General features: G+C 60.9%; 24 protein-coding genes. 9 read left to right on the top strand and 15 right to left on the bottom strand.

Annotation, left to right across the window (positions count from 1 at the left end; all coding sequences use genetic code 11):
• Positions 1 to 71: 71 nt before the first annotated feature.
• From mnmE to hemE, 5 genes are all read right to left on the bottom strand, one after another.
• The gene (mnmE, locus tag O6760_RS07595; protein ID WP_269584880.1) at positions 72 to 1,421 is read right to left on the bottom strand and encodes a tRNA uridine-5-carboxymethylaminomethyl(34) synthesis GTPase MnmE; all 1,350 of its coding nucleotides are present in this window, start codon (positions 1,419 to 1,421) and stop codon (positions 72 to 74) included.
• Positions 1,422 to 2,109: 688 nt separating this feature from the next.
• Positions 2,110 to 2,682 (bottom strand): GNAT family N-acetyltransferase, encoded by a 573-nt coding sequence (locus O6760_RS07590; RefSeq protein ID WP_269584879.1) that lies wholly within the window; start codon positions 2,680 to 2,682, stop codon positions 2,110 to 2,112.
• A 117-nt stretch (positions 2,683 to 2,799) separates the two neighbouring features.
• On the bottom strand, positions 2,800 to 4,065 hold the full coding sequence (gene rho, locus O6760_RS07585) for a transcription termination factor Rho (RefSeq protein ID WP_269584878.1): 1,266 nt from the start codon (positions 4,063 to 4,065) through the stop codon (positions 2,800 to 2,802).
• A 298-nt stretch (positions 4,066 to 4,363) separates the two neighbouring features.
• The gene (gene hemJ / locus O6760_RS07580) at positions 4,364 to 4,792 is read right to left on the bottom strand and encodes a protoporphyrinogen oxidase HemJ (RefSeq protein ID WP_269584877.1); all 429 of its coding nucleotides are present in this window, start codon (positions 4,790 to 4,792) and stop codon (positions 4,364 to 4,366) included.
• A gap of 3 nt (positions 4,793 to 4,795) precedes the next feature.
• The gene (gene hemE / locus O6760_RS07575) at positions 4,796 to 5,824 is read right to left on the bottom strand and encodes a uroporphyrinogen decarboxylase (protein ID WP_269584876.1); all 1,029 of its coding nucleotides are present in this window, start codon (positions 5,822 to 5,824) and stop codon (positions 4,796 to 4,798) included.
• Between the two features lie 487 nt (positions 5,825 to 6,311).
• On the opposite strand from hemE, the gene O6760_RS07570 reads away from it, so the two are divergent.
• From O6760_RS07570 to coaE, 4 genes are read left to right on the top strand one after another with little or no spacing between them, the layout of a single operon-like run.
• Complete coding sequence (locus tag O6760_RS07570) at positions 6,312 to 7,100, top strand: pyruvate, water dikinase regulatory protein (protein ID WP_269586228.1); 789 nt, start codon at positions 6,312 to 6,314, stop codon at positions 7,098 to 7,100.
• A 25-nt stretch (positions 7,101 to 7,125) separates the two neighbouring features.
• Positions 7,126 to 7,725: a Maf-like protein gene (locus O6760_RS07565; RefSeq protein WP_269584875.1), complete on the top strand. Its 600-nt coding sequence runs from the start codon at positions 7,126 to 7,128 to the stop codon at positions 7,723 to 7,725.
• A complete protein-coding gene (locus O6760_RS07560; protein ID WP_269584874.1) occupies positions 7,722 to 8,570 on the top strand; it encodes a shikimate dehydrogenase in 849 nt (282 codons plus the stop codon). Before O6760_RS07565 ends, O6760_RS07560 begins: the two co-directional genes overlap by 4 nt.
• The gene (gene coaE / locus O6760_RS07555; protein WP_269584873.1) at positions 8,567 to 9,154 is read left to right on the top strand and encodes a dephospho-CoA kinase; all 588 of its coding nucleotides are present in this window, start codon (positions 8,567 to 8,569) and stop codon (positions 9,152 to 9,154) included. The genes O6760_RS07560 and coaE overlap by 4 nt, the downstream gene beginning before the upstream one ends.
• A 45-nt stretch (positions 9,155 to 9,199) precedes the next feature.
• Here the strand turns inward: coaE and O6760_RS07550 are convergent, their stop codons facing one another.
• On the bottom strand, positions 9,200 to 9,553 hold the full coding sequence (locus O6760_RS07550; protein ID WP_269584872.1) for a hypothetical protein: 354 nt from the start codon (positions 9,551 to 9,553) through the stop codon (positions 9,200 to 9,202).
• A gap of 106 nt (positions 9,554 to 9,659) precedes the next feature.
• On the opposite strand from O6760_RS07550, the gene dnaQ reads away from it, so the two are divergent.
• On the top strand, positions 9,660 to 10,373 hold the full coding sequence (gene dnaQ / locus O6760_RS07545) for a DNA polymerase III subunit epsilon (protein ID WP_269584871.1): 714 nt from the start codon (positions 9,660 to 9,662) through the stop codon (positions 10,371 to 10,373).
• 36 nt (positions 10,374 to 10,409) lie between these two features.
• Here dnaQ and O6760_RS07540 read toward each other — a convergent pair whose 3' ends face one another.
• Together O6760_RS07540 and O6760_RS07535 are read right to left on the bottom strand one after the other, a co-directional pair.
• On the bottom strand, positions 10,410 to 11,294 hold the full coding sequence (locus tag O6760_RS07540; protein WP_269584870.1) for an aminoglycoside phosphotransferase family protein: 885 nt from the start codon (positions 11,292 to 11,294) through the stop codon (positions 10,410 to 10,412).
• Positions 11,295 to 11,315: 21 nt separating this feature from the next.
• Positions 11,316 to 12,302 (bottom strand): 2-hydroxyacid dehydrogenase, encoded by a 987-nt coding sequence (locus O6760_RS07535; RefSeq protein ID WP_269584869.1) that lies wholly within the window; start codon positions 12,300 to 12,302, stop codon positions 11,316 to 11,318.
• Between the two features lie 368 nt (positions 12,303 to 12,670).
• Here O6760_RS07535 and O6760_RS07530 point away from each other — a divergent pair, with 368 nt between their 5' ends.
• Positions 12,671 to 13,087, top strand: a complete 417-nt coding sequence (locus O6760_RS07530; protein WP_332306217.1) for an SH3 domain-containing protein — start codon at positions 12,671 to 12,673, stop codon at positions 13,085 to 13,087.
• Between the two features lie 71 nt (positions 13,088 to 13,158).
• Here O6760_RS07530 and fabI read toward each other — a convergent pair whose 3' ends face one another.
• The 3 genes from fabI to fabA all read right to left on the bottom strand — a co-directional run bounded on the left by fabI (position 13,159) and on the right by fabA (position 15,851).
• Entirely contained in the window at positions 13,159 to 13,974 is an 816-nt protein-coding gene (fabI, locus tag O6760_RS07525; RefSeq protein WP_269584867.1) for an enoyl-ACP reductase FabI, read from the bottom strand.
• Between the two features lie 10 nt (positions 13,975 to 13,984).
• Positions 13,985 to 15,208 carry a beta-ketoacyl-ACP synthase I gene (gene fabB, locus O6760_RS07520; RefSeq protein ID WP_269584866.1) on the bottom strand — a complete coding sequence of 408 codons (1,224 nt, stop codon included), beginning with the start codon at positions 15,206 to 15,208 and terminating at the stop codon, positions 13,985 to 13,987.
• Positions 15,209 to 15,344: 136 nt separating this feature from the next.
• Complete coding sequence (gene fabA / locus O6760_RS07515; protein WP_269584865.1) at positions 15,345 to 15,851, bottom strand: 3-hydroxyacyl-[acyl-carrier-protein] dehydratase FabA; 507 nt, start codon at positions 15,849 to 15,851, stop codon at positions 15,345 to 15,347.
• Between the two features lie 356 nt (positions 15,852 to 16,207).
• On the opposite strand from fabA, the gene irrA reads away from it, so the two are divergent.
• Positions 16,208 to 16,648, top strand: coding sequence for an iron response transcriptional regulator IrrA (gene irrA, locus O6760_RS07510; RefSeq protein ID WP_442969862.1), 441 nt, complete (start codon positions 16,208 to 16,210; stop codon positions 16,646 to 16,648).
• A 24-nt stretch (positions 16,649 to 16,672) separates the two neighbouring features.
• Here irrA and O6760_RS07505 read toward each other — a convergent pair whose 3' ends face one another.
• Positions 16,673 to 17,221 (bottom strand): GNAT family N-acetyltransferase, encoded by a 549-nt coding sequence (locus tag O6760_RS07505; protein ID WP_269584863.1) that lies wholly within the window; start codon positions 17,219 to 17,221, stop codon positions 16,673 to 16,675.
• The gene (gene nth / locus O6760_RS07500; protein ID WP_269584862.1) at positions 17,218 to 18,033 is read right to left on the bottom strand and encodes an endonuclease III; all 816 of its coding nucleotides are present in this window, start codon (positions 18,031 to 18,033) and stop codon (positions 17,218 to 17,220) included. The genes O6760_RS07505 and nth overlap by 4 nt, the downstream gene beginning before the upstream one ends.
• Positions 18,034 to 18,055: 22 nt before the next feature.
• Between nth and O6760_RS07495 the strand changes: the two genes are divergently transcribed.
• A complete protein-coding gene (locus O6760_RS07495; protein ID WP_269584861.1) occupies positions 18,056 to 18,577 on the top strand; it encodes a DUF2244 domain-containing protein in 522 nt (173 codons plus the stop codon).
• On the opposite strand, the gene O6760_RS07490 is transcribed toward O6760_RS07495, so the two are convergent.
• Positions 18,574 to 19,761 (bottom strand): MFS transporter, encoded by a 1,188-nt coding sequence (locus tag O6760_RS07490; protein ID WP_269584860.1) that lies wholly within the window; start codon positions 19,759 to 19,761, stop codon positions 18,574 to 18,576. The genes O6760_RS07495 and O6760_RS07490 overlap by 4 nt on opposite strands.
• A gap of 270 nt (positions 19,762 to 20,031) precedes the next feature.
• Positions 20,032 to 22,755: a DNA mismatch repair protein MutS gene (gene mutS / locus O6760_RS07485; protein ID WP_269584859.1), complete on the bottom strand. Its 2,724-nt coding sequence runs from the start codon at positions 22,753 to 22,755 to the stop codon at positions 20,032 to 20,034.
• 134 nt (positions 22,756 to 22,889) lie between these two features.
• On the opposite strand from mutS, the gene O6760_RS07480 reads away from it, so the two are divergent.
• A complete protein-coding gene (locus O6760_RS07480) occupies positions 22,890 to 25,169 on the top strand; it encodes an NADP-dependent malic enzyme (protein WP_269584858.1) in 2,280 nt (759 codons plus the stop codon).
• Positions 25,170 to 25,179 lie beyond the last annotated feature (10 nt).

Raw genomic sequence — 25,179 nt, 5'->3', positions numbered from 1 at the left:
TGATTCACGTGAAACATGTTCCGGTTCTGAATCGATCCTTCGAATCCCTGATATGATTCACGTGAAACAGCTCACTTGCCGATGCAGAAATCCCGGAAGATGACATCGAGAAGATCCTCCACATCGATGCGCCCCGTGATCCTCCCAAGGGCATCCGCTGACCGGCGCAGGTCCTCCGCCCGAAGTTCGGTCGGCAGATGGTGCGAGTCGACGGCCGTCCGAAGCCCCGCGAGGCATTCCTTCAAACAGTGCCGGTGCCGTTCCCGTGTTGCCAGTGGTGCCTCGCCCAGGGAAATCGTTTCCTCGGCAAAACGGGTCAACCGGCTAAACAAGGTGATCATGCCGTCAGTATCTTTAATGGAGCAAGCAATTTCCTGGATCCTTCCGGAAGAGTCTCGTTCCGGAAGAGTCTCAAGATCGCGCTTCGTGCGCACCGTCCAGACAGGCACATTGTTGCGCAAATCGTCCGGAAGACCGGCCGAGACGTCATCCAGTTCAACACCATCCGGCTCAACCGCCCAGAGGATCAGGTCGGCCGAACGCCCTCTTTCCTCCGCCCGACGAATACCCTCCCTTTCAACAACTCCCTCTGTCTGCCGCAACCCGGCCGTATCCACCAGGGTAACGGGATAACCTCCAAGGTCGAGATGCACTTCGATCACGTCCCGCGTGGTTCCGGCTTCCTCGGTGACGATCGCAACATCCCGGCCGGCGATGGCATTCAGCAGGCTCGACTTGCCGGCATTCGGTGCCCCCATCAGAACCACTTGCAGGCCCGAACGCAGCCGCTCGCCGTTTCTGGATTTGACAAGGTGATCGGCAATCTCATCATGCAGCTCACCGGCTTCCACCCAGACCTCGTCGGCAACGCTGCCCGGAATATCCTCTTCATCGGCAAAATCGAAATCCGCCTCGATCATGGCCCGCATGTGTATGAGGCGCTTGCGCCAGTCCTCGTAGAGGGACCCGAGCGCACCCCCCATCTGCCGCAGCGCCTGCCGGCGCTGGCTCTCGGTCTCTGCGGCGATCAGGTCCGCAAGACCCTCGACCTCGGTCAGGTCCATGCGGCCGCGGTCAAAGGCCCGCCGTGTAAACTCCCCCGCCTCCGCCGGGCGGCACGTCTCGAAACCGCCAAGCACCGACAGCAAGCCACTGACCACGGCCCGGCCGCCATGGCACTGGAACTCGGCGACGTCCTCGCCGGTAAAGCTTCCCGGTCCTTCGAAATAGAGCACAAGCGCCTCATCCAGAACGTCGCCGGTCTGTGGATGAGCCAGCCGTGCCAGCATGGCCTTGCGCGGTTCCGGCAGCCGCCCGGCCAGGCATTCGACGACCTCCCTGGTCCGCGGACCGGATACCCGGATCACCGCAACACCGGACGGCACCGCCCCGCTGGAAAGCGCAAAGATCGTGTCTGCCATGTGTCCTCGTAAAATCTTGCCGGGAAAGATCGACCGCCTCTTTATCAAGTCTTGCCGCCGACCGGAAGATCGTCCGCTTTCCGTTCCGCCGGCGAATCGACCTCATGGCCGCTTTTCCCGTTGCTTTGGGAAGAGATGTTTCACGTGAATCAAGTCACGCAGTCGCATACTCGACCCACCTCACCACCCCCCGCTTTGGTCAATCTGAGGGGTTGCGCCAGTACCCTCTCGAAGGGTGAGTCAAAAACTCCACAGAACAAGCGGCCCGTCCTTCGAGACAGCGCTTCGCGCTTTCGCAGGATGACGGTGTTGTTTGAAGCAAGGCTTTGCCAGCCAAGGAATTGCAAATCGGAACCAATTCAGAATCGCGGTTCTCGTGATTCTACAATCAGTCAGTCGCATACTCGACCTACCTCGCCACCCCACTATCGTCATCCTGAGGAGGTCCGCCGGGACCGTCTCGAAGGATGGGCCAGGAACTCCACGGAACAAACAGCCGATCCTTCGGGACAGCGCTGCGCGCTTCCTCAGGATGACGCTCCTGTTTGCAGAGAGGCTCTACGGAACTTGGGTCTTTGCCGTATCGGAACCGATTCAAAATCGAGGATTCACGTGAAACAGAACGACGGTCTCGGACCGTGTTGTCCCCGGTGTTTCACGTGAATCCCGCACGCCCTGATAACGCAGGTCAGCCGGTTTGCTTCTCCCAGTCCGACCTTGTCAGCCGGTAAAGCACATGCCACGAACAAGGATGGTCTTCGGGGATCGCGGGGTGTCTGAAGTCACCCGCAAGGTCCCGTGTCATGCCGATCCGTTGCATGACCTTCCGGGACGGCAAATTGTCGGGAATCGTGAAGGAGACGATTTCATCCAGGCCGACCGTTTCAAATCCGAATCGAAGCCATGCCCGGGCAGCCTCGCTGGCGTAGCCTTTTCCCCAAGCACTACGTTTGAGACGCCAGCCGATTTCGACGCTCGGATCAAACGGCAGAGGCATGTCGGGGTTCGAACTGTTGAGACCGACAAAACCGAGAAAGTCACCTCCGTCCTTTTCCTGCACCGCTGCCAGGCAATATCCTTCAGCCTCCAGCTTGATCCTGCATTTGGTGATCAGAAGCTCGGACCGCTCCCGCGTCCAGGGATCCGGAAAATAGCGCATCACCTCCGGGTCGGCACACATTTCGGCAAAAGGATCGAGGTCCCCGTCCTTCCACGGACGCAGGATCAGACGCTCTGTCTGGAGCAGAAATGTCTTGGACATGAAACGGATCCGAATCAAAGAAAGGCGGATTCACGTGAAACAGCGAACCTTAACAAAAAGTAAAGGCGCGAACCCTTAAGGGGCCGCGCCTTTGCAAACCATCCGATTCGAAGGAGATCAGGTGTTCATGCTGTCGAAGAACTCGTCGTTGGACTTGGTCTGCTTCAGCTTGTCGAGCAGGAACTCGACCGCGTCGACCGTGCCCATCGGATTGAGGATCCGGCGCAGAACGAAGGTTTTCTTGAGCCGCTCGTGCGGAACCAGCAGCTCTTCCTTGCGGGTACCGGAGCGCTGGATGTCGATTGCCGGATAGACGCGCTTGTCGGAGATCTTGCGGTCCAGGATGATTTCGGAGTTACCCGTGCCCTTGAACTCTTCGAAGATGACTTCGTCCATGCGGCTGCCGGTATCGATCAGCGCGGTCGCGATGATGGTCAGCGAACCACCCTCTTCGATGTTACGCGCGGCACCGAAGAACCGTTTCGGCCGCTGCAGCGCGTTGGCATCGACACCACCGGTCAGGACCTTGCCCGAGGACGGCACCACCGTGTTGTAGGCGCGGCCAAGGCGGGTGATGGAATCGAGCAGGATGACAACATCACGGCCGTGCTCGGTCAAGCGCTTGGCCTTTTCAATCACCATCTCGGCGACCTGGACATGGCGTGAGGCCGGCTCATCGAAGGTCGACGAAACGACTTCACCATCCACGGTCCGCTGCATGTCCGTGACTTCTTCCGGACGTTCGTCGATCAGAAGAACGATCAAGTAGCATTCAGGGTGATTCGTCGTAATCGACTTGGCGATGTTCTGAAGGAAGACCGTCTTACCGGTGCGCGGCGGCGCGGTGATCAGGGCGCGCTGGCCCTTGCCGAGCGGCGCAACCAGGTCGATGACCCTGGAAGACAGGTCCTTGATGGTCGGATCCTCGATCTCCATCCGGAAACGTTCATCCGGATAAAGCGGCGTCAGGTTGTCGAAATGGACCTTGTGCCGGGCCTTCTCGGGATCCTCGAAATTGATCGTGTTCACCTTCAGAAGGGCGAAATACCGCTCGCCTTCCTTGGGGCTGCGAATCTGCCCTTCGACAGTGTCCCCTGTCCGCAGGGAGAATCGGCGGATCTGCGAAGGAGACACATATATGTCGTCCGGTCCGGGCAGATAGTTGGCATCGGGGGAGCGGAGGAAGCCGAAGCCGTCCTGCAGCACCTCGACGACACCTTCGCCGATAATATCCACTTCCTGAGCCGCGAGGTTCTTCAGGATGGCGAACATCAGCTCCTGCTTGCGCATGGTGCTGGCGTTTTCGACTTCAAGCTCCTCTGCGAATTGGAGCAGCTCCGTCGGTGTTTTTTCTTTTAGGTCTTTGAGTTTCATTTCCCGCATCGAATTGGGGTTTTCTTAGTTTTGTTATGGATGATGTTTGGAAGGTCGTTCTGCGCCGGTAGAAGAAGATCGGCCAGAAGATATCTGAGAGACTTTTAGACGTGTCCAGATTGTACGGCGCCTGTGGAACGACTGAAAACGAACGCTGCACCGTTTGAAGATGCGCGGAAGATACGTTGTTTTGGTTTAAAGCGCAAGCCGGGAAATCTGCCGCTTTTTTGAGCTCCGACAAGCCTCTGCCGGACATGAAAAAGGCAGCCACAAAGGCGGCTGCCCTTCGTCAGTCTGTTGCCGGTTTTCAGAACGGCTTGACGATCACGAAGATGACGATGCCGATCATGAGCACGGTCGGAACCTCGTTCAAAATCCGGTAGTAACGCGCCGTCCGCGTGTTTTCATCCCTGGCGAAGGTCTTTACGCAACGGCTGAGATGACCGTGGACACCGGACATGATCAGTACCAGTGCGAACTTCGCGTGGAACCAGCCGTCATGCCAGGCTGCAAGCTCCCACGCCATCCACAGGCCGAAAACCCAGGCCGCGATCATTGCCGGATTGATGATCGCCTTCAAAAGCCGCCGCTCCATCACCTTGAAGGTCTCCGACTGAACGGATCCCGGTTCGGCATCGACATGATAGACAAACAGCCGCGGCAGATAGAGCATGCCGGCCATCCAGGCGATCACCGAAATCACATGAAGGGCCTTGACCCAGAGAAAGAGATCCATGGCCTAACCCTTCCTGACCAGGTCGACCATGCGCGCGACGTTGTCCGGATCCGCATCCGGCGTCACCCCGTGGCCGAGATTGAAGACCAGCGGCCCCTTGTCGAAAGTTTTCAGGATATGCGCAACACCGTCTTCCAGCGCCCGGCCCCCGGCCACAAGCCGCATCGGATCAAGATTGCCCTGGATCGGAACCTGTTTCTGGATCTCCAGCGCGATCTCGTCCGGCGCCGTCCAGTCAAAGCCGACCGCATCCACGCCGGTACCCTCGATAAAGGCCTTCATTCGCGCGGAGGATGCTTTCGGGAAACCGATGATCTTCGCGCCGGGCCGTTCCGCCTTCACGCCGTCGACAATCCTGCGCGTCGGTTCGATCGACCAGCGTTTGAAGCCGGCTCCGTCCAGAACCCCTGCCCATGTGTCGAAGATCTGGACGGCATCCGCACCGGCGTCGAGCTGGCGGACCAGATAGCGGATCGAGGCGGTGACCAGCTGATCGATGAAACGCTGCATCAGGTCCGGATCCCGGTAGGCGCCGACACGCGCGGCCACCTGATCCTGGGTGGTATGACCGGCTACCGAATAGCAGGCAACCGTCCAGGGAGCCCCGCAGAAGCCCAGCAGGGTTGTTTCATCGGGTAGCTCCGCCCGAAGACGCGAAACCGTTTCTATGACCGGTTTAAGATGATCCTCGGCCCTGTCCTGTTCCAGACGGTCCAGGAGATCGGAACTCAGAGGTTCGAGAACGGGACCCCGTCCTTCTTCAAAGCGAACCGGGTACCCGATGGCATCCGGTACGACGAAAATGTCGGAAAACAGGATGCTCGCATCAAAGCCATACCGGCGGATCGGCTGGAGTGTGACCTCGGTTGCGAGATCGGGCGTGTAACAGAACTCCAGGAAGTTGGCTGCCTTCGCCCGGGTCTCTCTGTATTCCGGGAGATAGCGGCCTGCCTGGCGCATCATCCAGACGGGAGGTGGCCAGAGCTTTTCTCCTGAGAGTACCCGCATCACGGACCTGTCTTCGGATTTCATGAGGTCGCCTTTCCCACATTTCAAAACAATAAGGATTCTTATTTTGAATCTGTTTTTTCTATTTGTGCGTGGATTACCGGGATCATTTTCTGTCCACAATCCATGCGCCTGAATTTCTCGGCGGGAAAATTTCGTCCGCTTGTTAAGCGGAAATCCTCCCCAGGAGTCGATAACAGGATTAGCTGCGTAATTACAGTCACTTGTCCGTTCGTTTACGTTTCGTTAAGAAATTGGGCGCTGGTGGACAATCTGTCGATATGTCACAGCGCCCTTGTGAATCCACATCCATGCACAACCGTTTCGGCGTCGGCCCGCGCGCGTTTAAGCATTGTTAACAATTCCTGCTGAGCGGGCATAAACTTCGTGCTAGGCACGTGGTTCGAACCGAAACGCCCAAATCATCAACAGGCCTGGGGATGACACCGTGAACAAGTCGAGACACTACTTTCATCTGCATCTGGTGTCCGATTCCACCGGTGAAACACTGATGACCGTCGCGCGCGCCGCGACGGTCCAGTATGAGAATGTCCAGGAAATCGAGCATGTCTATCCGCTTGTGCGTTCGCAGAAGCAGCTCGACCGGGTCATCAGCGAGATCAGCAAGGCGCCGGGTATTGTCCTGTATACCCTGGTCGACGTGGAGATCGCCAAGCGGCTCGAACTGAAGTGCCGCGAGCTGGGCGTTCCCTTCGTCAATATCCTCGATCCGGTGTTCGCCGTGTTCCAGTCCTACCTGAATGTCACCCAGACCCACCGGATCGGCGGCCAGCACGAACTGGACGCGGAATATTTCCAGCGGATGGAAGCGCTCAACTACACCATGCTGCATGATGACGGCCAGATCTGGGACGATCTGGAATCCGCCGATATCGTGCTGCTTGGCATTTCGCGCACCTCCAAGACACCGACCTGCATCTATCTGGCCAATCGCGGCATCAAGGCGGCCAATGTGCCGCTCGTGCCGGGCATTCCCCTGCCCGAGCATGTCAAGAAACTGAAGTCGCCGATGATTGTCGGCCTGATCGCGTCCGCGGAACGGATCCAGCAGATTCGCCGCAACCGGGTGCTGTCTCTGAATTCCGAAGGCTATAACGACACCTATGTCGACCGGAAGGAGATCTCGCAGGAAATCACCATGACCCGGCGCTTGTGCGCGGAGCAGGAATGGCCGCTGATCGATGTCACCCGCCGGTCCGTCGAAGAGACCGCGGCGGAGATCCTGACCCTTTTCAAAGAGTACAAAACCGGGCAGGAAGACAATCCTGGAACCGAATGAGCCGGAAGGCCGGCAAACCCGAGGGATGGAAATGGCACTAGTCCTGGCAAGCGGCAGCAAGATCCGCGCCGAACTGTTGAACAATGCCGGCCTGACGATCGACGTTGATCCGGCGGATGTGGACGAGCGGGCGGTGGAAGCCCCGCTTCTGGAAGCGGATTTCCCGCCGGAAGATCTCGCCAGCGTTCTTGCGGAAGCCAAGGCCAAAGATGTCAGTGCCCGCCGAGACGGTGATCTTGTCATCGGTGCCGACCAGATCCTCGCTTTCGAGGGAAAACGGCGCACGAAACCGGAGGATATGGAAGCCGCCCGCCGGCAGCTGTTGGCCTTTTCCGGCAAGACCCACGAGCTTCATTCCGCCGTGGTGATCTCGAAAAACGGTGAAGCCGTCTGGCGGCACGTGTCGACAGCCCGCCTGACCATGCGTGCGCTGACCCCGGAATTCATCGGCCACTATCTTGCAAATGCGGGGGAAGCGGTTCTCTCGAGCGTCGGAGCCTACCAGCTTGAAAGTCTCGGCGTGCAGCTGTTCGAAAAGATCGACGGTGACTATTTCACCATTCTCGGATTGCCCTTGCTGCCCCTGCTGGGCGAATTGCGTGCCCGCAAGGTGATCGAGACATGAGCGACACGTTCCGAAAGGCAGCGATCACAGGCCACCCGGTAGCCCATTCCCGTTCGCCTCTTGTGCATGGCTACTGGCTGAAAAAGCACAATATTTCAGGAAGTTACGATCGAATAGACGTTTCTCCCGAAAAGGCAGAGGACTTCTATCGCAATTTTCAGCGCAGTGGTCTCGACGGCGCCAATGTCACGGTTCCGCACAAGGAAATTGCCGCCGCGGCCTGCGACCGGCTCGACGATGCCGCCAAGGCCATGGGGGCTGTCAACACGTTGTGGCTGGACGAGACTGGCCGGCTTTGCGGCGCGAATACCGACGGGCTCGGCTTTCTCGGCAATCTCGACCAGCTGGCCCCTGGCTGGGACGTTTCACGTGAATCCGCGGTGGTCCTGGGCGCCGGCGGCGCCGCGCGTGCGGTTGTCTGGGCGTTGCTGTCCCGGAAATTCACAATCGTGCATATTGTCAACCGGACCTACGAAAAGGCCAAGGCCATCACCGATGCATTTGGCTCCGGAACAGTTGCCCATGGCTGGGACAAGCTGGGGACTCTGCTTGGAAAAGCCGATCTTCTGGTCAACACGACCGCGCTCGGCATGACCGGCAAGGCGCCGCTTGAAATTGATCTGGCGCCGCTTCCGGAGACGGCGCTCGTGACCGACATCGTTTACGCACCGCTGGAAACGGATCTCCTGCGACAAGCCAAACGCCGCGGTCACCAGACCGTGGACGGGCTCGGCATGCTGTTGCACCAGGCCGTGCCGGGTTTCGAGCGCTGGTTCGGTGTGCGTCCGGAAGTGGACGAGACCCTGCGCCGCCTTGTTCTGGAAGACCTGGGGGTCGTCGCGTGATCCGGATCGGCCTCACCGGCTCCATCGGCATGGGCAAGTCGACCACGGCGAAGATGTTCGCCGCCGAAGGCGTGCCGGTCCATGACGCCGATGCCACGGTCCACACGCTCTATGCCGGCCGTGCCGCGCCGCTGATCGAGGCGGCCTTTCCGGGGACGACCGTCGGTGGCAAGGTCGATCGCAAACGGCTTTCCCCGCATGTGCTCGGTAATCCCGAAGCGATGAAAAGGCTCGAGGCCATCGTGCACCCTCTGGTGCGCGCGGAAGAACAGGCTTTTCTGGACACGGCCCGCGCCGATCGCCGGCGCATCGTCATGATGGACATCCCGCTCCTGTTCGAAACCGGCGGCGACAGGCGCGTCGAGGTGTCGGTGGTTGTGTCGGCCGCCGCGGAGATCCAGAGACAAAGGGTTCTGGCCCGGCCGGACATGACGGAAGAGCGGTTCGAGGCCATCCTGGCCAAACAGATGGCTGACGCCGAAAAACGGCGGCGGGCACATTTCCTGATCGATACCGGCATGGGCATGGCCCCGGCCCGGCGCCAGGTTTGCGCCATTCTCAAGGCGCTGGCGGGCTGCGGATAACACGCTTCGGTCAAATGACGTCAATTGACCGGAAAGCGCTCCAGCTCAATCAAGTCCCGGAATTTTCGAACAATAGATATCTTTCGTGTTCCGCGTTTCGAAGCACTCCGATCCGGCTTCGATATCGGCCGGAGCGGGAATTTCCACCGCCGGCTCCCCGTTCACGGAGTTGCCGTAATTGCTGAGTTTGATCTCGGTTGTGTCTCCGCTCTGCCATGTCAGCAGGTAAATTGCCGAAAATGCGTTTGCGGAAACTTCGATGGTGCAGTCTTCGACCGTGAGGCTGTTGCCGGCAAGCAGGGAACAGGTTCCCTGGTGGCGCTCCGGGCCTGCGGCATTGGCGGAAGCCGCCAGCGAGGCAATCAAAGCGCTGCACGCGAGACATAATCCAATATTCATGACCGCCTCCGTCTGAAACCGGCTGAACTCCGGGGAAAACCAGCATGCGGTCTTGCCTCCAACCGGTCAACCTGCACAGTGAATCGAAGAGACAAGGGCCAGGAACATGCGTGAAATCTCCTTCGATACGGAAACGACGGGTCTGAATCCGCGCGGCGGCGACCGGCTGGTGGAAATCGGCGGGGTTGAGCTTTTCAACCACATTCCGACGGGCAACTCGTACCACGTCTATATCAACCCGCAGCGGGACATGCCGGAAGAAGCTTTCCGGGTGCATGGCCTGTCGGCGGAATTCCTGTCGGACAAGCCCCTGTTCGAACATGTCGCCGACGAGTTTCTGGAATTTGTCGGCGATGCCACGCTGGTGATCCACAATGCGGCCTTCGACATGGGCTTCATCAATGTCGAACTGGAGCGCGCCGGCCGGCGGATCATCCCGAACACCCAGGTGCTCGACACCCTGGACCTTGCCCGCCGCAAGCATCCGACCGGGCCGAATTCCCTCGACGCACTTTGCTCGCGCTACGGCATCGACAACTCCAAACGCGTCAAGCACGGCGCCTTGCTCGACGCGGAAATCCTGGCCGAGGTCTATCTGGAGCTGATCGGCGGCCGTCAGACCGCGCTTGGCCTGGTGACGGAAGAAGAGCAGTCGGACGCCGGCAGCATGTCCTTTGAGCCCGGCGAACTCGGCACCTTCAACGCCCGCCCGCGGCCGGCACCCTTGAAACGACCGCTTCTGGATAGCGAACTGGAAGCGCACAAGGCCTTCATCGAGCGCATGGGCGAAGATGCGCTTTGGGGAAAATATGGCGGGTAGGCCGCGTGCCTGCATAACGCGACCGTTCCGGATCACCTATCCTAGCAACCACCGCACCGTCTCGAAATGCCGTTTTGAGCCGCCCCCTTCGAATGCCCAGGTCATTGTTTGTCCGATGGTCCAGAGGCGGGCCCGCTCGCGGTCCAGCGAGAGCTCCACGGACAGCCTGTCGAGCCGGTACAAGGCAGCTTGCCTGGAATGACCGAACTCGGGGCTGCGTATGATCGGGCTGAGAGCAAAGGCCGGATCCCCCGCGAGCGGTTTCGGGTCGATCGCAAGCCAGTCCGCGCGTTCAGCGGAAAGAATATTGTGTCCGTGCAGGTCCTGGTGCAGCAGCACCCGGTCGGTTTCAGCGGCACACAAATCGGACAGCGCGGTGACCGCAGCGTCCACCAGCCTCTGTTCACAGGGTTTTCCCGCTTTCAGCCAGTTCGTTTCCAGAGCGGTCAGCCAGCGTCTGGCCTCGTCTTCGAGCCCTGTGAAAGGTGCGCCGGCGGGGACAAGCAGCTGGTGCAGCAGATCCGACACGACACCAAGATGATCCGCAAGCGGATCATCGGCGAGAAAAGCACCCGGCGTGCAGCGTTCCAGGAGCAGCGCATTGAGATCCGGCGCATGTTCCAGCAACCGGATCGCGCCATGTCCGTTCCAGAGTCTCAAGGCGTCCGCCTCGAAGCGGCATTCGCGGTCAGGATATTGCAGCTTCAGAACGGCTTCTTCACCGTTGCGCCGGGCCGGCACAACGTAGGAAACATTGCCGCCTGAAAAGGCGTCGCCTATCCAGTCAAGTCTGAAACGGTCGCGGCTGCTTTCCAAAAGGTGAGGCAAACCGGCGAGCCATGCGTGCCCGCGTTCCGTCTCATTCAACCAGAGCAAGGTCTCCGGGACCCGGAATGCGGATCCGGTCGCCAAATCGGACATGCCGGAAACCTGGCCGGACGTTCAGAGCATCGACGGCAGGACCCGGTCCGGCGGGCGATGACCGTCCATGAAGGTCTTGATGTTGATGATGACCTTTTCGCCCATTTCGATACGGCCCTCGATGGTTGCCGAGCCCATATGCGGCAGCAGCACGACATTCTCCAGCTTGACCAGCTTGGGATTGACGGCCGGCTCGTGTTCGAACACGTCGAGGCCTGCCCCGGCAAGCTCACCGGCCTCCAGCATGCGGATCAGGGCGTTTTCGTCGATCACCTCGCCACGTGCGGTGTTGACCACATAGGCGTCCTTTTTCAGGAGCTTCAGGCGCCGGGCGGACAGAAGATGGAAGGTGCCCGGTGTGTGCGGGCAGTGAATCGACACCACGTCCATGCGCGCCAGCATCTGGTCGAGGCTTTCCCAGTAGGTCGCTTCCAGTTCTTCCTCGACGGCCTCGGCCACGCGGCGGCGGTTGTGGTAATGGATCGACATGCCGAAGGCCTTGCCGCGGCGGGCAACGGCCTGGCCGATGCGGCCCATGCCGATGATGCCCAGCCGTTTGCCCCAGATTCTGTGACCGAGCATCCAGGTCGGCGACCAGCCGGCCCAGTCGCCGCTTTCGATTGCCTTGATGCCTGTGGCAAGGCGTCGCGGCACGGCCAGCATCAGGGCCATGGTCATGTCGGCGGTATCCTCGGTCAGGACACCGGGCGTATTGGTGACGTTGATGCCGCGATTGTTGGCGCTGACCACGTCGATATTGTCGACGCCATTGCCGAAATTGGCGATCAGTTTCAGATTTTCACCTGCCTGGGACAACACGGAGGAATCGATCCTGTCGGTCACTGTCGGCACCAGCACATCGGCTGTCCGGACCGCTTCCACAAGCTCGGCCTGGCTGTAAGGCCTGTCATTTTCGTTGAGTCGTGTTTCGAAAAGTTCGCGCATTCGCGTTTCGACCACCTCCGGAAGCTTCCGGGTGACTACAACGACAGGCTTCTTTTTCGCCATACCATTTGCCTTTCGCGCTGCGTTGAGGACTTGTTAACCTCAACGGTACCACCTTGTCGCTGCGCGTGACGCGAGCGGAAGAGACCACACCCTTTCCTTACCAGATGGTCCGGCAGAAACAAGGGATCGGTTTCATTCGTCACGGATTACCGGGCTGACGGGATCGGCAAGCTGGTTTTCGCGCAAAATTTTCGGTACAGGTTTGCTCACAAAAGCGATCAATAACAATTGGACTACCGGACATAATGGCTTTTACGTACTCAGCATCCCGGCTCTTCCTCTGTGCGATGGCACTTGTTCTCGGGCTGAGTGGTGGAGCAACCTCCGCGCTGGCCCAAGGCAGCGGGACCAGGGCGACCGATTTGCCCTTGCCGAGATTCGTCAGCCTGAAGTCGGACCGGGTCAATGTCCGTGTCGGCCCGTCTCGGGAGCACAAGATTGCCTGGACCTTCGTCCAGTCCGGCCTGCCGGTGGAAATCATCCAGGAATTCGAGAACTGGCGCCAGATTCGCGACTGGGAAGGCAAGCAGGGTTGGGTCTTCCATTCGCTGCTGTCCGGACGGCGCACGGCGCTGGTGACCCCTTGGGAAAAGAACGACCGCACACCGCTCAGGGCGCGGTCGCGCTCGGACGCGGACATCGTTGCCGAACTCGAACCCTTCGTTCTGACTTCGGTCGATGAATGTGCCGGCGGCTGGTGCCGGGTCAATGGCGAGAATTACGACGGCTGGCTCGACCAGACGCGGCTTTTCGGCGTCTATCCCGACGAAGTCGTCGACGACTGACGACGGACGAAGTCGAACCAAAAAAGGCGGCCAACCGGCCGCCTTGTTCGTTTGTCGGTTGATCCGCGAAATCAGTCCGCCTTGACCTCTTCCTGAACCTTCAATTCGTTCAGGCGCGGCATCGACATGATGTTGTAGCCGCTGTCGACAAAGTGGACTTCACCGGTCACGCCACCGGAGAGATCCGACAGCAGGTACAGGCCGGTGCCGCCGATCTCGTCCAGGGACACGGTCCGGCACAGCGGCGAGTTGCGTTTCTGGAAGTTGAACATCAGCCGGGCGTCGGAAACGCCGGAGCCCGCCAGGGTGCGCACCGGGCCCGCCGAGATCGCGTTCACCCGGATGTTCTGCTCGCCATAATCCACCGCCAGGTAGCGGACCGACGATTCCAGCGCCGCCTTGGCAACGCCCATGACGTTGTAGTTCGGCATCACCTTGGTGGAGCCGCCATAGGTCAGCGTGACCAGCGACCCGCCATTCGGCATGATCGCCGCGGCCCGCTTGGCGATTTCGGTGAAGGAAAAGCACGAAATCATCATGGTACGGGAGAAATTCTCGCGCGTGGTGTCGGCATATTTGCCGCGCAGCTCCGACTTGTCGGAAAAGGCGATGGCATGCACCAGGAAATCGATGCTGCCCCATTCGGCCTTCAGCGTGTCGAACACGGAATCCACCGATGCGATGTCCTCGACATCGCAGGGCAGCAGGATGTTCGAGCCGACGGATTCGGCAAGCGGCTTGGTACGGCGGCCGAAAGCCTCGCCCTGATAGGTGAAAGCAAGCTCCGCGCCGTGGTTGGCGAGTGTCTTGGCAATGCCCCAGGCGATCGAATGGTCATTGGCAACGCCCATGACCAGGCCGCGTTTGCCCTTCATCAATTCAGACATTCAAAACTCCTCAGCCGTGGTAACGCGACAGTGCGAGCGAGGCATTGGTGCCACCGAAGCCGAAGCTGTTGGAGAGCACCGTGTCGAGGCCGGCGTTGTCAACGCGTTCCATTGCGATTTCACCCGGCTTCAGGGCCGGATCGAGCTCGGTGATGTTGGCGGAGGCCGTGATGAAATCGTTCTGCAGCATGAGCAGGCAATAGATCGCCTCCTGGACACCGGTGGCGCCGAGGCTGTGGCCCGTCAGCGATTTGGTGGAAGACACCGGTGGCTGAGCCTCTCCGAACACCCGCCGGATTGCCTCGATCTCGCCGATGTCGCCGACCGGCGTCGAGGTCCCGTGAGAGTTGATATAGTCGACCTTGCGGTCACCCAGGGTCTCGATGGCCAGGCGCATGCAGCGTTCGCCGCCCTCGCCGGAAGGTGCCACCATGTCGTAGCCGTCGGAATTGGCCGCATATCCGGTCACTTCGGCGTAGATCTTGGCGCCGCGCGCCTTGGCATGTTCCAGTTCTTCCAGCACCACGACCCCGCCGCCGCCGGCGATGACGAAACCGTCGCGGGTGGCGTCATAGGCGCGGGCCGCGGTCTGCGGCGTGTCGTTGTATTTGGAGGACATGGCACCCATCGCGTCGAACAGGCAGGACAGGGTCCAGTCGAGTTCCTCGCCGCCGCCGGCGAACATCACGTCCTGTTTGCCGAACTGGATCTGCTCCGTGGCCGCACCGATGCAATGCGCTGAGGTGGAGCAGGCCGAGGTGATGGAATAGTTGATGCCCTTGATCTTGAACGGTGTCGCCAGACAGGCCGAGTTGGTCGAGCTCATGCCGCGGGTCACCATGAACGGGCCCATGCGTTTGGGCGAGCCCTTTTCCAGGACGATCTGGTGCGCCTGGAACAGGTTCTTTGTGGACGGACCGCCGGATCCCATGATCAGGCCGGTGCGGGTGTTGGAAACGTCGCTCTCTTCCAGACCGCTGTCGGCGATGGCCTGCTGCATGGAGATGTAGTTATAGGCGGCGCCGTCACCCATGAAACGCAGCTGGCGTTTGTCGATCAGCGAGGGAATGTCGATATTCGGCATGCCGTGAACCTGGCTGCGAAAGCCGTGTTCGGCGTAGTCCGGTGCAAAGCTGATACCGGACTTGCCTTCGCGCAGGCTGGCCAACACTTCTTCTGCATTTGATCCGATGGAAGATACGATTCCCAAACCGGTGACGACAACGCGTCTCATTGCGGTCTCCTATGTCCTTTTCAGCGCGGCGTGGCGTTCAGGGGTCAGTGGCCTGCCGGCAGGTAGATAATATGCAAACCGGCGCTTCCAGTCAGAAAGAAGCGCCGGCAAAACAGTTGATTGTGGCTCGAGGGCGTCAGGATTTCGCCAGCCCCACGCGCAGGTCCGTTGCCTTGTAGATCTGTTCGCCGTCCGCCTTGAGCCAGCCGTCGGCGATGCCGAGCACCAGGCGGCCCTTCATGATGCGCTTGAAGTCGACACCGTACTCAACCAGTTTCACGTCCGGCGTGACCATGCCCTTGAACTTGATTTCGCCTGTCGAAAGGGCCATGCCCTTGCCTTCCAGGCCCAGCCAGCCAAGGAAAAAGCCGGTCAGCTGCCAAAGGGCATCCAGTCCGAGACAGCCCGGCATCACAGGATTGCCCTGGAAGTGGCACGGGAAGAACCAGAGATCCGGCTTGATGTCGAACTCGGCACGGGCATATCCCTTGTCGAATTCGCCGCCGGTTTCCGAAATGTCCGTGATCCGATCAAACATCAGCATCGGAGGAAGCGGCAATTGGGCGTTGCCCGGGCCAAACAGCTCGCCGCGGCCGCAGGCGAGGAGGTCTTCATAGTCGTAGCTGGAGCGGCGCTCGGTCATTCAGAATCCGTTGTTTGTGTTCCGCCCGCGTCAAACAAGGGCCGGATTGGTTTGTTTTCGGTTCGTTTGAGGCGCCTTCCTAACACAGGGGAACCATGACTGAAAGATGTCACTTGAGTGATGTTGCTGGGTTTTTAAGGTCTTTTGCGGGGATTGGCACGTATTGCCGGACCAGCTGCCGTCTTTCGGCAGGATACCGCTGTCCATAAAAACTTGCATCTTGGGTACAAGAAATGGCAGATATAGGCGTAGGCTCATGGAAACATCGGTCGGGAGCACGCTTGCGGACCGTCCGGAAGGCCCCGTGAGACCGCAATGACTGACAGACCGCGATGAATGACCTGGATCGGACCGGAATGACGATACACATGGCAAATGAAAGTGCCGGCAAGGATGTGACCGACATGCTGCGGACGGCAGGTCTGCGGCCGACGCGCCAACGTGTATCCCTGGCGGAACTGCTCTATTCAAAGGGCGACCGTCATATCTCCGCGGAGCTCTTGCACGAAGAAGCCGTCGACGCCGATGTGCCGGTTTCCCTGGCGACCGTCTACAACACGCTGCACCAGTTCACCGAGGTCGGCCTGCTGCGCGAAGTCGCCATTGACGGCAACAAGACCTATTTCGACACCAATACATCCGATCACCACCATTTCTTTATCGAAGGTGAAAACAGGGTGATCGACATTCCGGGCGAAGGCGTGGGTATCGGCAGTCTGCCGGAAGTGCCGGACGGCATGGAAGTGGTTCGCGTGGAAGTGGTCGTGCGGGTCCGCGAAAAACGCCAGAACCGGTGATCCTGCTACCGCTGGTCCTGCGGCTCAGCCGAGCCCGGCCTCGACATAACGCAGTTTCCAGACAAAATAGTCCGCTGTTGAGCCGATCTCGGCCAAATGGCGTTGACCTTTCGCCTCAAATCCCAGTTTTGTCAGAAGGTTAGCGGACCGCTTGTTGTCCGGATGGGCAATCGCGCAGAGCGTTCGCAGTTTCAGTTCCCTGGTGGCAAAGTCCAGCACGGCCCGGCCCGCCTCGCGGCCATAACCTTGTCCGCGGTAACCGGACAGAAAGGCAAAGCCGAGGTCCGGGAATTTGAGTTCCTTGCGCACGACAAGGCCGCAGACACCGATCGGCTCCCGGTTTTCCTTCAGTTCGACCAGCCAGAGTCCGACCCCTTGCGCGGCAAACCGCGCCAGGGATTTGGACTTGATATAGGCGACCGCGTCCTCTGTGCTTTCGATACCGTAATCCGCGATGAAACGGATATAGTCCGGCTCCGTCATCAGGTCCCGGTAAAAGCGGGCATCACTCGTGCGCGGTATCCGGAAACGCAGGCGTTCACTGGCGGGAAAGGGACCCAGCGGAAAGGTCAAGCCGCCGTCTCCCTGTCAACCAGCGCCTTGGTGCGCACTGCGATCTCCGGAATGGAATCGAACAGTTCCTTTTCCGGGCTCCGGCACAGGTCATAGATCACGCAGCGGCGGCATTCCGGTTTGCGGGCCTTGCAGATATACCGGCCGTGCAGGATGAGCCAGTGGTGGGCATGAAGGGAAAACTCCGCCGGAACCGCCTTCTCCATGGCCTTTTCCACATCCAGCGGCGTCTTGCCCGGGGCGATGCCGATCCGGTTTCCGAGCCGGAACAGGTGGGTATCGACGGCTATCGTCGGATGGCCGAAATAGATGTTCAGCACGACATTGGCCGTCTTCCGGCCAACCCCCGGGAGTTTTTCGAGCGCTTCCCGGTCTTCCGGAACCTCGCCGCCGTGATCGCGCACCAGTTGTTCGGACAGCAGAATGACGTTTTTGGCCTTGGTCTTGTAGAGACCGATCGTTCGGATCTCTTCACGCACCTTGTCCTCACCGAGCGCCAGCATCTTTTCCGGCGTGTCCGCGATCTGGAACAGGTGTTTTGTCGCCCGGTTGACACCGACATCGGTGGCCTGCGCCGACAGGACGACCGCGACCAGAAGGGTGAAGGCGTTGACGTAATCCAGTTCGCCCTCGGGTTCCGGGTTGTCCGCGTGGAAACGCTGGAAGATGGCGTAGGTTTCGGCCTTGGTATACCGGGACCGCTTGAGAACCTTTCCGGGATTGTCGACGGAGGGGGTTTTCTTCCGAGGCTTTGCCTTGGCAGCGGTTCGCTTGGGCGATCTGGGGGAAGCGGGGCTCTTTGCTTGCGTCATGTTCTCTCTATAATCACTCCTCATGAGCAAGGACAATCCGAAACCCGAGCGGGAAGAAGATTTGGAGGCGCGCGACGGGCCGTTTTTTTCCGCGGTGCTGACGCCTTACCGCTCGCTCGGGCCGAACGGGTTCCTGATCCTGACGGGCATGTTCGGCCTGGTCTGCTTTGTTTCCGGTATCCTGTTCTGGCGCATCGGCGCCTGGCCTGTCTTCGGTTTTTTCGGGCTCGACGCTGCCATATTGTGGTTTGCTTTCCGCATGAACTATCGCTCCGCGCGCACATTCGAGGAAGTTTCGGTGTCCCGAACCGAGATAGCCATCCGCAAGGTCGGGCCTGGCAAGCGCTACCAGGAATACAGGTTCAATCCCTTCTGGGTCCGGCTGAAGGTGGACCGGCTCGATGATGAAGGCGTCGTCGGCATCACCCTGACCAGCCGGGGCGAGACGGTCGATCTCGGCAATTTCCTCAATCCTGACGATCGCACCAGCTTCGCCGGCGCCATTGCCAATGCCCTGTCGGTCGCCAGGGCCGGCGGCGTCTAGACGCTGTCTTCCACCGTTTTCGGCTGCACCTTGAACGTGGCAACGAGAACGAACAACGCCGCGGCCGCGGAAAAGGCCGCCGTGTAGAGAACGGTCTGGAAGCTCGTCACACTGGCGATGAAGCCCATCGAGACGCTGCCGATCATCCCGCCGAGGAACAGGCTGTTCATGTAGACGGCCGTTGCCCGGCCCGGGCGATCCACTGCGTAGCTCTGGACAAAGGAGATCGCCACGCCGGCGAAGAGCCCGTAATACGTGCCTTCCAGGATGGCGATGGCGAGCGCTTGCCACAGGGCGGTGACCTGGGCGAAAAGCACCATGCTGATCGCCGCGAGACAGGCCGCCAGCATCAGCACCTGCCGTGTGCCGATGCGCTCCGCCAGGCGGACGGAGCCGAAGATCACGAAGACTTCCACGAGGCATTTCACCGACAGGGACAGGCCCGGGGTTGCACCGGGCAACCCGGTTTCACGGACGAAGAACAGGGGCATGGCCGAAACGAACAGGGAATTGGTGATCACGAAACCGAGACAGGTCAGGCCGGCAATCTGGAGGCCCCAGTTGATCGGCTGCCGGCCCGCGGTTTGCCTGCGCTCTCGTGTCGACCTGAAACCGGCGGGCACGACAACATGCCAAAGCACCAGGTAGACCACCCCGATGCCGAAGGCAGACAGGAATGCCGACACGAAGCCGAATTTCGCGACGATGGAAAACGAAATTGCCGGACCGATCATCCACGCCAGGGACACCATCATGCGCAGCCACGAATTGACCCGGGCGACGTCCATTTCCTGCTGCTCGGCATAGAGGCGGCCGAATGTGAAGACGACCCCTGCGCCCATGTTGGAGAGACTCATCAGGGGCGCGATCAGGACCAGAAGCATCAGCAGGCTGGTGATCTGGGTCAGCAAGGCCGACAGGATGACATAGGCCAGGACGGAGATGACCAGCAGCCGCTTGACCGGGACGTTATTGTCCAGCCGTTCCCCCGCCCAGCGATTGACCGCAAGGGTCAGCGGCATAACCAGCCCGGTATAGAGCCCGATCTGCCAGGGTTCGGCATTGAGTCCCTCGACAATGAAAAAGCTCATCATCGGCACCAGTGCCGACACGCCAAGGCTGTTGGTGAACTGAAGCAACAGGATCAGCACCACCTGGCGGGGGAGCCGTGGAAGGGAAAACATGAAACAGGCCGAACGGGTTTTGAGCAGGCAAGACCGATAACCTAGCTCTGCAACATCCCGTGGTCACGGCTTTTCTTGACACCCTGACAAGATCGAAGCGCGGGGTTTGGGCTTGAGCCTGTGGTGGATCCTTCGAGACGGGCCCTTGGCCCTCCTCAGGATGACGCAGAGTGTCTGGCATGGTTCCTGGAAGTCGCTACGAAAAAAGGCGTCATCCCGAGGAGCCGCATAGCGGCGTCTCGAAGGATCCGCCACAAGCCCCTCTTCTACTCAGCTGCCCTGCTCTGCCCGCAGTTTTTTCAGCCGGTAGAGGGCTTCCAGCGCCTCGCGGGGCGTCATGTCATCCGGATCGATCTCTTTGAGTGCATCGGCAACCGGATCAGGTTCCGCAAAGCCCGTGGCGCCGGGCGGCGGCGGCGCGATGCTGGCGAAAAGCGGCAGTTCGTCGATCAGGCTTTCGGCCGGCGATCGCCGGTCCTGTTCTTCCAACTGGCTGAGCACCTGCTGGGACCGCGCGACAACGCTGGCAGGCAGACCGGCCAGCTTGGCCACCTGGATGCCGTAGGAGCGATCGGCGGCACCCGGCACGATCTCGTGCAGGAAGATCACCTCGCCGTTCCATTCCTTCACCGACACGGTGGCATTGGACAGGCGGTCCAGCTTGGCCGACAGTGCCGTCAGTTCATGATAATGCGTGGCGAACAGGGCACGGGAGCGGTTGACCTCATGCAGGTGCTCGATGGTTGCCCAGGCGATCGACAGACCGTCAAACGTGGCCGTGCCGCGCCCGATTTCATCAAGGATCACCAGCGACCGGTCACCGGCCTGGTTGAGGATCGCCGCTGTCTCGACCATTTCCACCATGAAGGTCGAGCGCCCGCGGGCGAGATCGTCCGCCGCGCCGACACGGGAGAACAGCCGGTCGACCACGCCGATATGGGCGGAGGCGGCAGGCACGAAGGCACCCATCTGGGCGAGCACCGCGATCAGGGCGTTTTGGCGCAGGAAGGTCGATTTACCGGCCATGTTCGGACCGGTGATCAGCCAGATATGGCCGATATCCTCGTCTTTTTCCGGCCCGAGATCGGCGTCGTTGGCGACAAAGCTGTCGCTGCCCGATTTTTTCAGTGCCAGTTCGACCACCGGGTGGCGCCCGCCCCTTATGTCGAAGGCGCGGCTGTCGTCGACGGTCGGGCGGACGTGGTTTTCTTCCTGGGCCAGCTTGGCCAGCGCGGCCGACACGTCCAGGATGCCAAGCCCGTTGGCGGCGGCCTTGATGGCCTCGCCCGTGTCGATTATGGCCTTGGCCAGACGGTCGAAGATCTCAAGCTCGATGGCGAGCGAGCGTTCGCCGGCGCTGGCAATCTTCGATTCCAGGTCCGCCAGTTCGGTGGTGGTGAAGCGCATGGCGCCCGCCATGGTCTGGCGGTGAATGAACCGGCCCGGATCGGCGGTCAGCTTTTCGGTCTGCGCCGACGGTGCCTCGATGAACCAGCCGAGCACGTTGTTGTGCTTGATCTTCAGGGATCTGAGACCGAGTTCCTCCGAATAGTCCGCCTGGAGCTTGGCGATCACCTTGCGGCTTTCGTCACGCAGCGAGCGCAGTTCGTCGAGATCGCCATTGTAGCCGGAGGCAATGAAACCGCCGTCGCGCTTCAGGAGCGGCGGTTCTTCCTTGATCGCCGACACGAGTTCGGCGCCCAGCTCATGCGGCGCCTGTTCCAGGCTGGCTCGCGCTGCGGCGATTTCCGCCGGGATCTCCGCCGGGCTTGATCCGGTCTGGTCGAGCACCGCGCGGGCGGCCTCCAGTCCCCGGGCGATGGCAAGGATATCGCGCGGACCGCCGCGGTTGAGCGCAATGCGTGACAGGGCGCGGGCCATGTCCGGCGCGCCTTTCAGCGTCTGGCGCAGGCCCTCGCGCATGATTTCGTTGTCGAGGAAGAACGCGACGGCATCATGCCGGTGCTGGATCGCCTCGACATGGACCAGGGGGCCGGCAAGCCGGCTGGCCAGGAGACGGGAGCCGCCGCCGGTGACCGTTCGGTCGATGGTCGCCAGCAGTGAGCCCTGTTTTTCGCCCGACAGGGTCCGGGACAGTTCCAGGTTGGCGCGGGTTGCCGGGTCGATCAGCATGCGTCCGGCACCGGCCTCGCGCACCGGTGGATCGAGCGGCGGGCGTTCGCCGAGCTGGGTCTTTTCGACATAGGACAGGATGCCGGCGGCGGCCGACAGTTCCGCCCGGCTGAACGTGCCGAAGCCGTCCAGGGTCTTCACGCCGAAATAATGCGCCAGCCGGTCGGTGGCGGTCGAGCTGTCGAAAAAGGCGCGGGGTACCGGCGAAAGAGCCCCGCCGGATTGTTCGGCCAGCAGCCGCAATTCGCTCTCCTGCAACAGGTTGTCCGCCAGGATAAGTTCTTGCGGGCTCACCTGGGCAAGATCCGCCGCGAGGCGCTGGTGGTCGGTTTCCGAGACCTGGAAAGTGCCGGTCGACATGTCGATCCAGGCAAGTCCGTAGACCGCGTCGCCCTGCAGCGAACCGCCCTTCAGCCGGGTCAGGGCCATCAGGTAGTTGTTCGAGGAGGCATCCAGCAAGCGTTCCTCGGTCAGCGTGCCGGGGGTGACGAGGCGCACGACGTCTCGGCGGACAACGGATTTCGAGCCGCGTTTCTTGGCTTCCGCCGGATCTTCGGTCTGTTCGCAGACGGACACCCGGTGGCCCTTGGCGATCAGCTTCTGAAGATAGTCGTCGGCCGCGTGGACGGGCACGCCGCACATGGGGATGTCTTCACCCTGGTGCTTGCCGCGCTTGGTCAGCGTGATGCCGAGCGCCGCGGAGGCAATTTCGGCGTCCTCGAAAAACAATTCGTAGAAATCGCCCATCCGGTAGAACAGCAGACTGTCCGGGTTGGCGGCCTTGATCTCCAGGAACTGGGCCATCATCGGCGTGACCTTGGCATCCGCCGGGGCCAGTTTTTGTGCGCTCTGTCCACTCATAGGAGAGTACTAGCAAACTGTGTGCGCCATTCCACCAAGGGGGTAGGCCATCATGGCTTGAGGCTTCATTTTGCAGGGGATAAGGTCAGGCTCCCGCCCGTCAAGAGAGCGACCAAAAAGGAAACGTCCGCGTCATGCCCTCCGATAAATCCGCCAAGACCAGCGTCAGCTTCACCGATCAGGAAGCGCTTCAGTTCCATCAGGAGGGCCGGCCCGGGAAACTGGAGATCGCGCCGACCAAGCCGATGGCCACCCAGCGGGACCTGTCGCTGGCCTATTCTCCGGGCGTGGCCGTGCCGGTGCTGGCGATCGCGGACGATCCGAGCCGCGCCTACGACTACACCACCAAGGGCAACATGGTCGCCGTGATTTCCAACGGCTCCGCGATCCTGGGTCTCGGCAACCTCGGCGCCCTGGCGTCAAAGCCGGTGATGGAAGGCAAGTCGGTGCTGTTCAAGCGTTTTGCCGATGTCGACAGCATCGACCTTGAGGTCGACACCCAGGACGTTGACGAATTCATCAACTCCGTGCGCTACCTCGGCCCGTCCTTCGGCGGCATCAACCTTGAGGACATCAAGGCGCCGGACTGTTTCATCATCGAGCAGCGTCTGCGCGAATTGATGGACATCCCGGTCTTCCACGATGACCAGCACGGCACCGCGATCATCGCCGCCGCGGGCCTGATCAACGCGCTGCACATGACCGGCCGCGACATGAAGGACACGAAAGTGGTCTGCAACGGCGCGGGCGCGGCGGGTATCGCCTGTATCGAGCTGATCAAGGCCATGGGCATTCCCCACGCAAACGTCACGCTCTGCGACACCAAGGGCGTGATCTACAAGGGCCGCGAAGAGGGCATGAACCAGTGGAAGTCCGCCCACGCCATCGAGACCAAGGCCCGGTCGCTCTATGACGCGCTCAAGGGTGCGGATGTCTTCATCGGCGTGTCGGTGAAGGGCGCGCTGACGGCGGACATGCTGAAGGCGATGGCGCCGAACCCGATCATTTTCGCCATGGCCAATCCGGATCCGGAGATCACCCCCGAGGAGGCGCATGCGGTGCGCGACGATGCCATCGTTGCCACCGGCCGGTCGGACTACCCGAACCAGGTCAACAACGTGCTCGGCTTTCCCTATATTTTCCGTGGCGCGCTGGATGTCCAGGCAACCACGATCAACGACGACATGAAGGTCGCCTGCGCGCATGCGCTGGCCGAACTGGCGCGCGAGGAAGTGCCGGACGAGGTCGCGGCCGCCTATCGGGGCAACCGGCCGAAATTCGGACCGGAATACATCATTCCGGTGCCGTTCGATCCGCGCCTGATTTCCGCGATCCCGCCCGCTGTTGCCCAGGCGGCGATGGATTCCGGCGTCGCCCGCCGTCCGATCGTCGACATGGAAGCCTACAAGAACCAGCTGTCGGCGCGCCGCGATCCGATCGCCGGCACGCTGCAGCGGATCTTCTCCAAGGTGCGCCAGCAGCCGAAACGCGTTGTTTTCGCCGAGGGCGAGGAGGAGCCGGTCATCCGCGCCGCCGCCAGCTTCGTTTCGCAGGGCCTGGGCGAGGCGATCCTGATCGGCCGCGAGGACGAGATCCGGAAAATGGCCGAGCAGGCCGGCATCGATCTCGGCAAGTCCGGATTGTCCATCCAGAACGCGCGTCTGTCGGACCGCAACGCCGACTATGCGCAATATCTCTATGGCCGCCTGCAGCGCCGGGGCTATCTTCTGCGTGACTGCCAGCGCATGGTCAACAACGACCGCAACTACTGGGGCGCGATCATGGTCGCCCGGGGCGACGCCGATGCCATGGTGACGGGCCTGACGCGGAACTATTCGGTAGCGCTCGACACGGTCAAGGCGACCATCGACCCGAAACCCGGCCACCGGGTGATCGGCGTGTCGCTGGCGCTGGCCCGCGGCCGAACGGTCCTGATCGCCGACACGGCCGTGATCGACATGCCGACCTCGGAGGAACTTGCCGATATCGCGGAGGAAGCCGCCCATGTCGCCCGCAAGCTCGGCTACGAGCCGCGCGTGGCGATGCTGGCCTATTCCACCTTCGGCCATCCCAAGGGCGAGCGGTCCGAGAAGGTGATCGAGGCGGTGAAAATCCTCGACCGGCGCCGGGTCGATTTCGAATATGACGGCGAAATGGCCGCTGACGTCGCGCTCAACATGGACCGCATGGGATCCTACCCGTTCTGCCGCCTGTCCGGTCCGGCCAACGTCCTGGTCATGCCGGCGTTCCACTCCGCTTCCATCGCCACCAAGATGCTGCAGGAACTCGGCGGCGCCACGGTCATCGGACCGCTTCTCGTCGGCTTCGACAAGCCGATCCAGATCGTGCCGCTGGGCGCAAAGGACAGCGACATCGTCAACATGGCAGCCATCGCGGCGTTCAACGTGACCTAACGTGGCTGGC

Origin of the sequence: Roseibium sp. Sym1 (assembly GCF_027359675.1) — a bacterium.
Taxonomy (GTDB): domain Bacteria; phylum Pseudomonadota; class Alphaproteobacteria; order Rhizobiales; family Stappiaceae; genus Roseibium.
Note: the sequence above shows the minus strand (reverse complement) of the source record. Positions and strands in the feature narration are given on the sequence as shown.

Excerpts from the sequence above, each read along its gene's own strand:
- mnmE (WP_269584880.1), bottom strand. The coding sequence starts at position 1,421 with ATGGCAGACACGATCTTTGCGCTTTCCAGCGGGGCGGTGCCGTCCGGT.
- O6760_RS07590 (WP_269584879.1), bottom strand. The coding sequence starts at position 2,682 with ATGTCCAAGACATTTCTGCTCCAGACAGAGCGTCTGATCCTGCGTCCG.
- rho (WP_269584878.1), bottom strand. The coding sequence starts at position 4,065 with ATGCGGGAAATGAAACTCAAAGACCTAAAAGAAAAAACACCGACGGAG.
- hemJ (WP_269584877.1), bottom strand. The coding sequence starts at position 4,792 with ATGGATCTCTTTCTCTGGGTCAAGGCCCTTCATGTGATTTCGGTGATC.
- hemE (WP_269584876.1), bottom strand. The coding sequence starts at position 5,824 with ATGAAATCCGAAGACAGGTCCGTGATGCGGGTACTCTCAGGAGAAAAG.
- O6760_RS07570 (WP_269586228.1), top strand. The coding sequence starts at position 6,312 with ATGACCGTCGCGCGCGCCGCGACGGTCCAGTATGAGAATGTCCAGGAA.
- O6760_RS07565 (WP_269584875.1), top strand. The coding sequence starts at position 7,126 with ATGGAAATGGCACTAGTCCTGGCAAGCGGCAGCAAGATCCGCGCCGAA.
- O6760_RS07560 (WP_269584874.1), top strand. The coding sequence starts at position 7,722 with ATGAGCGACACGTTCCGAAAGGCAGCGATCACAGGCCACCCGGTAGCC.
- O6760_RS07550 (WP_269584872.1), bottom strand. The coding sequence starts at position 9,553 with ATGAATATTGGATTATGTCTCGCGTGCAGCGCTTTGATTGCCTCGCTG.
- dnaQ (WP_269584871.1), top strand. The coding sequence starts at position 9,660 with ATGCGTGAAATCTCCTTCGATACGGAAACGACGGGTCTGAATCCGCGC.
- O6760_RS07540 (WP_269584870.1), bottom strand. The coding sequence starts at position 11,294 with ATGTCCGATTTGGCGACCGGATCCGCATTCCGGGTCCCGGAGACCTTG.
- O6760_RS07535 (WP_269584869.1), bottom strand. The coding sequence starts at position 12,302 with ATGGCGAAAAAGAAGCCTGTCGTTGTAGTCACCCGGAAGCTTCCGGAG.
- fabI (WP_269584867.1), bottom strand. The coding sequence starts at position 13,974 with ATGTCTGAATTGATGAAGGGCAAACGCGGCCTGGTCATGGGCGTTGCC.
- fabB (WP_269584866.1), bottom strand. The coding sequence starts at position 15,208 with ATGAGACGCGTTGTCGTCACCGGTTTGGGAATCGTATCTTCCATCGGA.
- fabA (WP_269584865.1), bottom strand. The coding sequence starts at position 15,851 with ATGACCGAGCGCCGCTCCAGCTACGACTATGAAGACCTCCTCGCCTGC.
- irrA (WP_442969862.1), top strand. The coding sequence starts at position 16,208 with ATGACGATACACATGGCAAATGAAAGTGCCGGCAAGGATGTGACCGAC.
- nth (WP_269584862.1), bottom strand. The coding sequence starts at position 18,033 with ATGACGCAAGCAAAGAGCCCCGCTTCCCCCAGATCGCCCAAGCGAACC.
- O6760_RS07495 (WP_269584861.1), top strand. The coding sequence starts at position 18,056 with ATGAGCAAGGACAATCCGAAACCCGAGCGGGAAGAAGATTTGGAGGCG.
- O6760_RS07490 (WP_269584860.1), bottom strand. The coding sequence starts at position 19,761 with ATGTTTTCCCTTCCACGGCTCCCCCGCCAGGTGGTGCTGATCCTGTTG.
- mutS (WP_269584859.1), bottom strand. The coding sequence starts at position 22,755 with ATGAGTGGACAGAGCGCACAAAAACTGGCCCCGGCGGATGCCAAGGTC.
- O6760_RS07480 (WP_269584858.1), top strand. The coding sequence starts at position 22,890 with ATGCCCTCCGATAAATCCGCCAAGACCAGCGTCAGCTTCACCGATCAG.